This window comes from Flavobacterium sp. UBA7680 (genome assembly GCF_002482975.1).
Taxonomy (GTDB): domain Bacteria; phylum Bacteroidota; class Bacteroidia; order Flavobacteriales; family Flavobacteriaceae; genus Flavobacterium.
This window is the reverse complement of sequence record NZ_DLHA01000019.1, coordinates 1-10401: the sequence shown is the minus strand read 5'-3', so window position 1 is coordinate 10401 and position 10401 is coordinate 1. Positions and strand designations below refer to the sequence as shown.

Sequence of the window (10401 nt, the reverse complement as noted above, 5' to 3'; positions counted from 1 at the left end):
CAGTTGCGCCACGAGGCCTTTTTGCTTGGTTCAGCTAATTTTCGTAGCTTTGTTGAACGCTGTTTGCGGGTGCAAATATAGAGATAAATGTGAGATAAACAAGCAAAAAAATACAGAAAAATAAAAAAAAATGAAGATTGAAAATTATATACGTGATATTCAGGACTTTCCTAAAGAAGGAATTTTATTTAAAGATATCACTCCGCTCTTAAATGACGTTGAAGCGAGGCGAGAATGCTTATCAATTTTGGTAAATTCTTTAAAAGGACAGAAAATTGATAAGGTAGTAGGGGCAGAAAGTCGTGGTTTTTTCTTCGGAATGTTATTGGCACAAGAACTAAATGCAGGATTTATTCCGGTAAGGAAGCCTAAAAAGCTGCCGTATGAAACGATTTCGGCTTCATACGCATTAGAATATGGAACGGACAGCCTAGAAATGCATACCGATGCCATTCAAAAAGGAGACCGCATATTAATTCACGATGACGTACTGGCAACTGGCGGAACTGCAAAAGCAGTCTGCGAACTGGTTGAAAAGTTAGGCGGTGAAATTGTACAATGTAATTTTTTAATGGAACTGACTTTCCTTAACGGAAGAGAAAAAATCAAAGAGTTTCCAATTTTTGCAGCTCTGTCTTACTAAACAAAAACAATTTTATGTTTAACAGCGTACAAAACTAAACCTATTCTCGTTTTTATCTCTAACTTATCAAATAAAGATTCCCTGTAACCATCAATGGTTTTGGGGCTTAAACACATTTCTGAGGCGATTTCTTTATACGTCATCTCAGTACAGGCGTGCTTTATAAATACCAGTTCTTTTTCTTTTAAACTGATTTTTTTATTATCGCTATTGACTTTATTTACAAGCATTCCAGAAACTAATTCGGTAAAATAAAATCCTTTTTCGATAACACATTCAATAGCTTCCTTAAAAATTTCGGGTGAAGTATCTTTCAATAAATAACCTTTTGCACCGTTTGTAATCATTTTTATAATGATTTCTTCATCGTCGTTTACAGAAAGCGCAATTACTTTTAAATTAGGTCTGTTTTCCTTAACCCATTTCATGGTGCTTAAACCGTCTAAAACAGGCATATTAACATCTAATAATACTAAATCGATATTAGTATCCGGATTTTCCTCAAGATAGGAAATAAACAACTTTCCGTTTTCAAATCGCTCGATAACATCGTAGTCTCCAAAACTTTTAATTAAAAGTTCTAATGATTGGGAAAAAAGCTGATGATCGTCGACAATAATAATTTTACTTTTAGTATTCGGTTTCATTGGTGGTATTTAAAGGGTATTCTAAAGTTACGGTTGTTCCTGATGAATCTGATTCCATGATTAATTGCGCTCCAATAAGTTTAGCCCGCAGTTTCATGTTAGTTAATCCTTGTCCGGAATTTGCTTTAAGAGGATCGTAGCCAATTCCGAAATCCTTTAATTTTAGCTGAAAAAGGTCTTCAGTTGTTACAATATTTACTTCGTATAAATCGCTGCGAGAATGTTTTAAACTATTGTGTAAAGCTTCTTGAAAGATTCGGTAAATAAATAAATCATGTTCTTCGCTTATCTTCGGAATTTCTCCAGTTAAATTATAGCGATACTGAATTTTTCTAAGTTTTTTTATACGTATTAAATCCTGTTTTATAGCTTCAATAAAGTTGCTTTGCAGTAAATTATCTTTATTTATAATGCGCGATAAAATTCTGAGTTCGTCGAGTGCTTTTGCAAGTACATTTTTAAGATCTTTTAATTCTTCTACCTGAATACTGTTACTGCTTATTGATATATTAAGCTGCATGATTCCAACCGATATAATCTGGCCAATATTATCATGAAGTTCTTTACTGATTTCAGAAAGCGTCTGATCTTTAATTTCGATTCGGGTTTTTACCAATTCCGATTGGAAATACATCTCAGATTCCATTTTTTCGACCAAATAGCTGTTCTTCTTCTTTAAAAAATAAAAAAAAAGTACAAGTACAACGGCTAGTAAAGTAAAAAAAACAATACCTAATGAAATTACTAATAGTTGTATTTCTTTTCGCTCCATAAAAAACCTATAATATAACAACTATGTGCTAAAAAATTTAAGATGAACAATACTAAGCTAAATACTGATTCGTCTTGTTTAATAAGAAACCAATTGATGGCTAACATAAAAGGCGTAAAAGGAACGTGGAAAACCAATATTCCTAAAATGTACCAGAAAAAAACAGATCGTTTGAAATTTAAAATTTTGTCTGAATTAAAAATCTCCACCAAATATAAGCAGGATAATATTAATACTAACATTACTCCTATGGCAAAACTGTATGTAAAGGAACGATTTGTATCTTCTTTAAAATAAATAATGTTTAAAAAGAAAGAAACAATAAACAGAATTAAAAAGAAAACTGCCGTCATCCTGTAATTTATCTTCGACAAAAGACTTCGGATCAGTAGTATATAGGCAGAGAAGCTGACAAACATGTAGAAATTATAGACATAATAATTTAATAAGCCTGTCAAATAGGTAAAATAATATCCCACTAATTCTATTAGTGCAGAAAAAAAGATTAAAATTACTAAAAATTTAGCTTTATTACCAGGTAATTTATGCATTGAAATTAATCCGATGCCTCCTGATAATAAAGCTAAATAAATGATATACGATCTTAAAAATTCAAACATAGTTTTTATTAATAGATTAAGCTTGGCGGTCTACCGATATTACCGTAATTCATAGGTTCAAGACTTTGAATATCAGCTGGAGCCGATTCTTGCACCATTGCAAAACTTTGAACTTTTGCGGTATTATCTTCAACTTTTTTTCCTGTTGGAACCAAGAATAGGGTTGTTAATCCGGCTTTGTCGCCATGTTGTTCATCATCTGGATATACACCAAAATAAAAACGTATTCCATCTACGTTATATCCGTCTTTTGCGCCATTGGTTTTAATATAATGTATATAACTTTCTAAAGCTTCTAATGAATACCAAATAGCGTTTGCATCTTCTTTTTTAGCACGTTTTCCAGTTAAGGATGCCGCTTTTTTATTGTTGTAGTTAACATTTAATTGTTTTGCAAATTCTTTCGATATTAACTGATTCGGTTTTGCGGGTGGATTTTTCATTGTTATTTTTAATTTAATTGGTTACTGGTTTAGTTTACAGTTTTTTTAATTGTAGCGACAAAATTATTTTATGCCAAAAAACAAAACAAGGGGAAAAATACCCTTTTTTCTACAGTAAAATTATCTAAAAAAACGGGTTAAAATACGGCTTAATACTATTTTGTAATTAAATAATTTTACGATGTCAATTTTTAGGAATAAAAACGGATGTTAAAAGCACATAAACAGCAGTAAAGAAAATTCTTTCAGCAGAAAAGACAGAGTGAAAATTTATAACTAACAATCAATAATTAAGATTATGAGTTATTTAGTCGATCAAATGGTAAACACTTTATCTAATAAAGTGCTTCGTCTGGAAAGAGCAAACAGCGACAGGGATTACTCTGGCGGAGGCTGGTATGAAGAAATAAAATACGCTATTTATTTGTATTCAGATTTTAGCGCGGTTTATTTAAAAGAATCTTTTAGAAGTGTTTCCGGCGGCGGTTTGTACGCGCCAAGTGAATCTTCTCAAAAAGATACAGGAAGATGGAATGTAAGTGAAGAATACGGAAGAATATATCTTGAACTCATATTTGATGACAATTCACGTCAAAAATTAGAAACTGAAAATCTTGGGACAGGTATTCAGAAACTGGGGGATCAAATTTGGAATAGATATTTAATTAGTTAGTGTTTTTGTTTTTTGGTGTTTAAGGTTTCAGGCTTGGCAGCTTGTTAATTTACCGCAAAGTCCGCAAAGGATTGCGTAAAGAAGGAAATGTTTTGAAGATGTGGGTCAACAAAAACTTTCAATAAACTTTGTGAAATTCTTTGCGAATTTTATGGTAAAACGATACTCAGGCAACCACCTGAGACCTGAAACTTGAAAAAAAACATGAAACTTGAAACATGAAACAAAAAATAAACCCGACAAGTATAATACCTGTCGGGTTTGTTATTTTATAACTTTAAGATTTTATCTTAAGCTTACACCAAGTTCAGTTTCAAAAGTCTGTTGTAATTTAGACATGATTTTATCAATCTGAGCGTCAGTAAGTGTTTTTGTATTATCTTGGATTGTAAAGCTTAAAGCATACGATTTTTTGCCTTCCGGAAGCTTATCGCCCTGATAAACATCAAATAAATTAATGTCTTTTAAAAGCGCTTTTTCCGTTTGTCTCGCCAAGTTAAAAATACTTTCGTAAGTTGTTTTCTCGTCGATTAATAAAGCTAAATCTCTACGAACTTCCGGATACTTAGGAATCTCCGTATATTTAATTTTTCCAGTAATGATTTTCAAAATCAAATCCCAGTTGAAATCAGCATAATAAACATCTTGTTTAATTCCGAAATGCTTTAAAATCGATTTCTTCACAACTCCCATTTCTACCAATGTATCATTGTTATAGCAAATAGAAGTTCCTTCTGAGAAAACATCAGACTGAACCGGAGCATTCGAAATTTTTTCAATTCCCAAACGGGCCAAAATACCTTTTACATAACCTTTCAACAAGAAGAAATCAGTTCCTTTTTGCGGTGTTGTCCAGCTTTCTTTATTTCTGTTTCCAGAAATAGACAAAGTTAAATGTTTATGTTCTTCGTAACCGTTTAGGTATTTATGATACGATTTTCCGAATTCAAATAATTTTAAATCAGAATTTCTTCTATTGATATTGTATGAAATCGCTTCAAGAGCAGAAAACAACAACGACTGACGCATTGTTGATAGATCACTGCTTAAAGGATTTAGCATTGTTACATTATGTTCTTCTTTTAAAACAGTCGATAATTTTGCATACGCAGCTGTTGTTAAAGAGTTTGCCATCATTTCGTGAAAACCTTGTGAGTTTAATTGAGAAGCGATAACATTTTGTACTTTATAATCTTCTGTTCTTGGAGAATTAGCTACCGTTGCATTGAATTTTTTAGAAAACTCAATATTGTTGTAACCGTAAACTCTTAGAATTTCTTCGATAACATCAATTTCTCTTTGAACATCAACACGATACGCAGGAATAGTTAAACCTAAACCAGTATCAGAAACGCTGTTTACTTTAATATCTAAAGAAACAAGGATTTTTTTAATCGTATCTTTTGGGATTTCCTGTCCAATGATTTTAGAAACGTGGCTGAAATTCAATAAAACTGAAAAATCTTCTACTTTTTTAGGATAAACTTCTACAACGTCTGATGTAATTTTTCCACCCGCAACTTCCTGAATTAAGATAGCCGCACGTTTTAAAGCATATTCTGTAATTGTTGGATCAATTCCTCTTTCAAATCTAAAAGAAGCATCGGTATTCAATTGATGTCTTTTTGCTGTTTTACGAACGCTTACCGCATCAAAATAAGCACTTTCTAAGAAAATAGAAGTTGTTCCGTCAGAAACTCCGGATTTTTTTCCTCCAAAGACACCAGCAATACAAAGCGGGCCTTTTTCGTCGCAAATCATTAAATCCTCAGCATGCAATGTTCTTTCAACATCATCAAGAGTGGTGAATTTTGTTCCTTCAGGCAATGTTTTTACAATTACTTTTCCAGTGATTTTTGCAGCATCAAAAGCATGAAGCGGCTGTCCTAATTCGTGTAAAACATAATTAGTAACATCGACAATATTATTTTTTGGCGTCAAACCAATCGATTTTAAACGATCCTGAAGCCATTTTGGAGATTCGTGAACGGTAATTCCTGAAATCGTTACACCGCAATATCTTGGAGCTAAAGCTGGTTCTTCAACATTAACATCAATTTTAAGCGTACGCATGTCAACTCTAAAATTGCTTACAGATGGAGTAATCAATTCTACGTTTACACCTCTTTGAAGCATTCCGGCTCTTAAATCACGCGCAGTTCCATAGTGGCTCATAGCATCGGCACGGTTTGGTGTTAAACCAATTTCAAAAACTTCATCATCTGCAATTTGAAAAACTTCAGAAGCTTTAGTTCCCGGAACCAGATTTTCATCCAGAACCATAATTCCGTCGTGACCCGTACCAAGACCTAATTCATCTTCGGCACAAATCATTCCGTGGCTTTCCTGTCCGCGAATTTTACCTTTTTTAATAGTAAATTCAACGCCTTCTTTATCATATAAAACAGTTCCAATAGTTGCAACAGGAACTTTTTGTCCCGCAGCCACATTCGCAGCGCCACATACAATTTGTACAGGAGCTTCTAAACCAATATTTACTGTAGTAATGTTTAATCGGTCAGCATCAGGGTGTTTTTCGCACGTAAGTACATGACCTACAACAACACCTTCTAATCCGCCTTTAATAGACTGGTATTTCTCAACAACTTCAACTTCAAGACCCAGATCTGTCAATAATTCAGAAGTTTGCTCAGATGTCCAATCCGTTTTAATGAATTGTTTTAACCAGTTATAAGATATTTTCATGTTAGTTTTATTCTTTTATCAGGATACAAATATAAGGATTGAGAATTGTAGTAAGAAAGAATTTATTTGGTTTTTCTGCCTTAAAACGTTTGGTAAACTCAAAATTGTACGTTATTCTTTTGATTTTTAGCTTCTTTAAATCAATTCTTCAATATGTTTTTTGATGTTTTCAGAAATCTTTTTTGTTGGAAGATCGTTTTCGTCATCTCCAAACGGATCTTCGATTTCCTCAGCAATAAGCTCCAAACTCGCCAAAACATAAAATATAAAAACGACAACCGGCGCTACAAAATATCCCAAACTAATAGAATACCCAAACGGAAGCGTCATGGTATAAAAGAAGATAAATTTCTTGATAAAAGCGCTGTAAGAGTAGGGAATAGGCGTGTTTTTGATACGCTCGCACGCACCGCAGATATCTGTAAACGACTGCAGTTCGTCATTTAAAATGATTAACTGATCGCCTGTAATTTTCTTTGCATCATACAAATCATTGATTTTATGATACATGATTCTTTTAAGCTGATTGGGCTTGTGTTTATGATGGTCAATTTCTAAATCAACATCTTCAAAAAGCTGTTTACTGGTGTCAGCATCTTTTAAATGTTTGTGCAGAATATCAGCATATAGCGGAATAAATTTTCTAAAGAAGCTCCTGTCGTTTTCGTCTTTTAAAATAGCCGAAAGTTTTATAGCCAGATTACGGCTGCTGTTTACCAAACCTCCCCAAAGTTTACGTCCTTCCCACCAGCGGTCATAAGCGGTGTTTGTTCTAAAAACCAGCAATAACGAAATTACAAAACCAAGCATTCCGTGCATAATAGGAATGTTGTGGATATAATCGTTTTTGCCAACTTTAAAGTATTCAACTTCCAGATATCCAACGGCTGCGGCATAAACACCAATCGCAATCATGATTGGAAATAGTTTTCTAACGGTATCTGATTTATGAAAATGGAATATGAACGTAAACCATTCTTTGGTATTATAAGAGATCATCTAAGTTTGTTTTGAAACAAATTTAGTTTAAAAATTAATATTTCCTGCTAATTCTTTTAAGGCAATTTCAGATAATTTTGCTTCGTATTGTGCGTTGCTGTAACGAACTTTTGCGTTTACATAATTGAGCTGAGCCGTTCTAAAATCAATGGTTGTGATAGTTCCGATTCTGAATTTATCTAAAGTAATTTCTAAATTTTGTCTGGCGATTGCTTCGTTATTTTCTTCTAAATCAATAAGTTCTAAATTAGTTAAATACGTTTGAAAAGCAGTGCTTAATTGCGTATTCAAAATCATATTTTGCTGATCGATTGCAATTTGAGAATTTTCGATTTGAAGTTTAGCAACTTTTTCATTTCGATGCTGATTAAATCCGTCAAAAATATTCATCGAAGCATTAAAACCGTAGGTAAAACCTCTCGAAGAGTTTTCGCTTGTAAATCCTAAACTCGACTGACTTTCAGAAAAATTATAACCAGAAGTTAAATTTACAGTTGGGTATCGACTTGCTTTTACTTGTTTCAGCTGTAATTCGGCAATACGTTTATTGATAATTTGCGATTCTAAAGCCGGATTTTGTTTTTGTGCCAAATTCATTAAATCGGCTAAAACCAGTTTTTCATCAACAGTAACTAAATCAGTTACTTTGAAATTAATTTTTGGGTCACGCGCTAAATATTGGTTCAATAATATTTTAGCATTGGCATACGATTCTTTTTGTCTCAATAATGTAACCTGATCTGTATTTAAATCAACCTGGGCATTTAAAACTTCTAATTTCGAAGCTTTACCAATGGTGAAACGATTTTGTGCCAATTCTACTCTTTGTTTAGAAATTACGATTGTAGTGTCTAAAGCCGCTAATTGATGCTGTTGCTGCACTAAATCATAATAAGCAGAATTTACCTGACCAATTTTTACGAGAATTGTTCTTTTTAATTCTGAATCGCCTAATTTTTGAAGTTCTTTTAACTGATCGTATCTTGCAAACATTCTCATTCCGTCAAAAACCGTCCAGCCTAAACTAACTCCATACGTTAAACTGTTGTTTTTTGCATTGTTTAATGTAGTTGATGTTCCGTCCTGACGTACCTGAGTTGAGTTTGTAACACTGTTGTTGTCTACAATATTAGCTGTAGCGGTTGGCAGTAAACCTGCATTTCCAACAGTAACATTTGTTTCGCTTATTGTCGAATTATTTTTGGCAATTTTAATCTCAAAATTATTTTCTAAAGCGATTTTCATTGCTTCTTCAATAGTCAAAACTTCCTGTGCATTTGTTTTAGCAATGCAAAAGAACAGAACTATTAAAGTGCAGTATATATTCTTAATATTCATATTATTTTTCTTTTGCCTCGAATTCACAAATTGTATAAAACTAATTCGTGAATTCGCGGCTAATATTATTTACTTTCTTTTTCGTATTCGTCGATACGATCAAATTCAGGATAATGTTTTCTGGCTTTAGACCACATAAAATAAATCGCCGGAATAACAAATAAAGTCAAAGCAAGTGAGAAAATAGTTCCTCCCACAATTACAACTCCCATACCAATTCTACTTGTAGAAGCAGCTCCAAGTGACATTGCAATTGGTAATGCTCCTAATGCAATGGCTAAACTCGTCATTAAAATAGGACGTAAACGTGCTTCTGAGGCTTCAAGAATAGCTTCCATTTTTGGCTTGCCCTGTTCTCGTAACTGATTGGCAAATTCGACAATCAAAATACCATTTTTAGTTACCAGACCAATAAGCATTACGGTTCCAATCTGGCTGAAAATATTCCAGGTTTGATTGAATAACCAAAGCGAAAATAAAGCTCCCGCAACCGCCATTGGTACTGTTAATATGATAATTAATGGATCGATAAAACTTTCAAATTGTGCTGCAAGAATTAAGAAAATCAATAATAAAGCTAATCCAAAAGCAAAAGAAGTATTCGAGCTGCTTTCCACAAAATCTCGCGATTCTCCACTTAAATCTGTTGTAAAACTTTCGTTTAAAACTTTAGCTTTAATTCTGTCCATTTCCTCAATACCGTCGCTGATACTTTTTCCCGGTGCTAAACCTGCAGAAACAGTTGCCGACATATAACGATTGTTGTGGTACAATTGCGGCGGATTACTCTGCTCAACAACATTCACAACGTTGTCCATTTGAATTAATTGTCCACTTTTGTTTTTCACAAACATCGAAGTTAAATCCAGAGGTTTTGATCTGTCTTTTTGATCAAACTGACCAATAACCTGATATTGTTTTCCATTTTTAATGAAATATCCAAAACGTTGTCCGCTTAACGAAAGCTGTAAAGTTTGCGCAATATCAATAATAGAAATCCCTAAACTCTCAGCTTTTTCACGATCGATACTTACGTTGATTTCAGGTTTATTAAACTTTAAATTGACATCTGTTGTCGAGAAAACATCGCTTTTACCTACCTCATTCATAAAAACAGGGATTTTTTCTCTTAGTTTTTCAAAAGTTGGAGCCTGAATAATGTACTGAATCGGAAGACCTCCACGTCGGTTCACGGCAATTGTAGGCTGCTGAATCACGGATGTTTTAGCATCTGGGTATTTTTTAGTCCATTTTGATAATTGATCAGCAATATCTTTTTGAGACTTGTTTCTTTCGTCTGGTTCTTTCAGCGAAAGCCTGATAAAACCGGAATTTGTTGCAGAACCTCCAGAACCTCCTGCGGTAATTACCAAGCTAACTTTTTTCTCCGGAATAGAATCATCAACCAATTTTGATATTTCCTGCATAAAACGGTTGGTATATTCATAAGAAGAGCCTTCAGGAGTGGTCATTCTCATGGTTACAGAACTTCTGTCATCATAAGGAGCAGTTTCTTTTGGAAGTATAGTAAAAAACAAATAAATCAATCCAAAACAAGCA

General features: G+C 33.4%; 11 protein-coding genes (1 of these 11 only partly in view). 4 read left to right on the top strand and 7 right to left on the bottom strand.

The window, feature by feature from the left end; all coding sequences use genetic code 11:
* Nucleotides 1-38: the 3' end of a recombinase family protein gene (locus B3C18_RS04995; RefSeq protein WP_291143358.1), read on the top strand. Its footprint begins 1543 nt before the window's first position; only the last 38 of its 1581 coding nucleotides appear in the window; its start codon lies beyond the left edge, outside the window; it ends in the stop codon at nt 36-38.
* A 92-nt stretch (nt 39-130) separates the two neighbouring features.
* Entirely contained in the window at nt 131-643 is a 513-nt protein-coding gene (locus B3C18_RS04990; protein ID WP_291143355.1) for an adenine phosphoribosyltransferase, read from the top strand.
* Here B3C18_RS04990 and B3C18_RS04985 read toward each other — a convergent pair.
* Nucleotides 640-1290, bottom strand: a complete 651-nt coding sequence (locus B3C18_RS04985) for a response regulator transcription factor (RefSeq protein ID WP_291143353.1) — start codon at nt 1288-1290, stop codon at nt 640-642. The two genes, B3C18_RS04990 and B3C18_RS04985, sit on opposite strands and share 4 nt — an antisense overlap.
* Nucleotides 1274-1936 carry a sensor histidine kinase gene (locus B3C18_RS04980; RefSeq protein WP_291143350.1) on the bottom strand — a complete coding sequence of 221 codons (663 nt, stop codon included), beginning with the start codon at nt 1934-1936 and terminating at the stop codon, nt 1274-1276. Before B3C18_RS04980 ends, B3C18_RS04985 begins: the two co-directional genes overlap by 17 nt.
* Before the next feature lie 168 nt (nt 1937-2104).
* On the opposite strand from B3C18_RS04980, the gene B3C18_RS04975 reads away from it, so the two are divergent.
* Nucleotides 2105-2359 (top strand): hypothetical protein, encoded by a 255-nt coding sequence (locus B3C18_RS04975; protein ID WP_159439046.1) that lies wholly within the window; start codon nt 2105-2107, stop codon nt 2357-2359.
* Nucleotides 2360-2690: 331 nt separating this feature from the next.
* On the opposite strand, the gene B3C18_RS04970 is transcribed toward B3C18_RS04975, so the two are convergent.
* Nucleotides 2691-3125 (bottom strand): hypothetical protein, encoded by a 435-nt coding sequence (locus B3C18_RS04970; protein ID WP_073481372.1) that lies wholly within the window; start codon nt 3123-3125, stop codon nt 2691-2693.
* A gap of 298 nt (nt 3126-3423) precedes the next feature.
* Here B3C18_RS04970 and B3C18_RS04965 point away from each other — a divergent pair, with 298 nt between their 5' ends.
* A complete protein-coding gene (locus tag B3C18_RS04965) occupies nt 3424-3798 on the top strand; it encodes a hypothetical protein (RefSeq protein ID WP_291143341.1) in 375 nt (124 codons plus the stop codon).
* A 285-nt stretch (nt 3799-4083) separates the two neighbouring features.
* On the opposite strand, the gene pheT is transcribed toward B3C18_RS04965, so the two are convergent.
* The 4 genes from pheT to B3C18_RS04945 form a co-directional block, all read right to left on the bottom strand.
* Entirely contained in the window at nt 4084-6504 is a 2421-nt protein-coding gene (gene pheT / locus B3C18_RS04960) for a phenylalanine--tRNA ligase subunit beta (RefSeq protein ID WP_291143338.1), read from the bottom strand.
* A gap of 135 nt (nt 6505-6639) precedes the next feature.
* Entirely contained in the window at nt 6640-7503 is an 864-nt protein-coding gene (locus B3C18_RS04955) for a bestrophin family protein (RefSeq protein ID WP_291143335.1), read from the bottom strand.
* Nucleotides 7504-7530: 27 nt separating this feature from the next.
* Complete coding sequence (locus B3C18_RS04950) at nt 7531-8841, bottom strand: TolC family protein (protein WP_291143331.1); 1311 nt, start codon at nt 8839-8841, stop codon at nt 7531-7533.
* 65 nt (nt 8842-8906) lie between these two features.
* A partial coding sequence (locus B3C18_RS04945) for an efflux RND transporter permease subunit (RefSeq protein WP_291143327.1) occupies nt 8907-10401 on the bottom strand: 1495 nt, incomplete at its 5' end.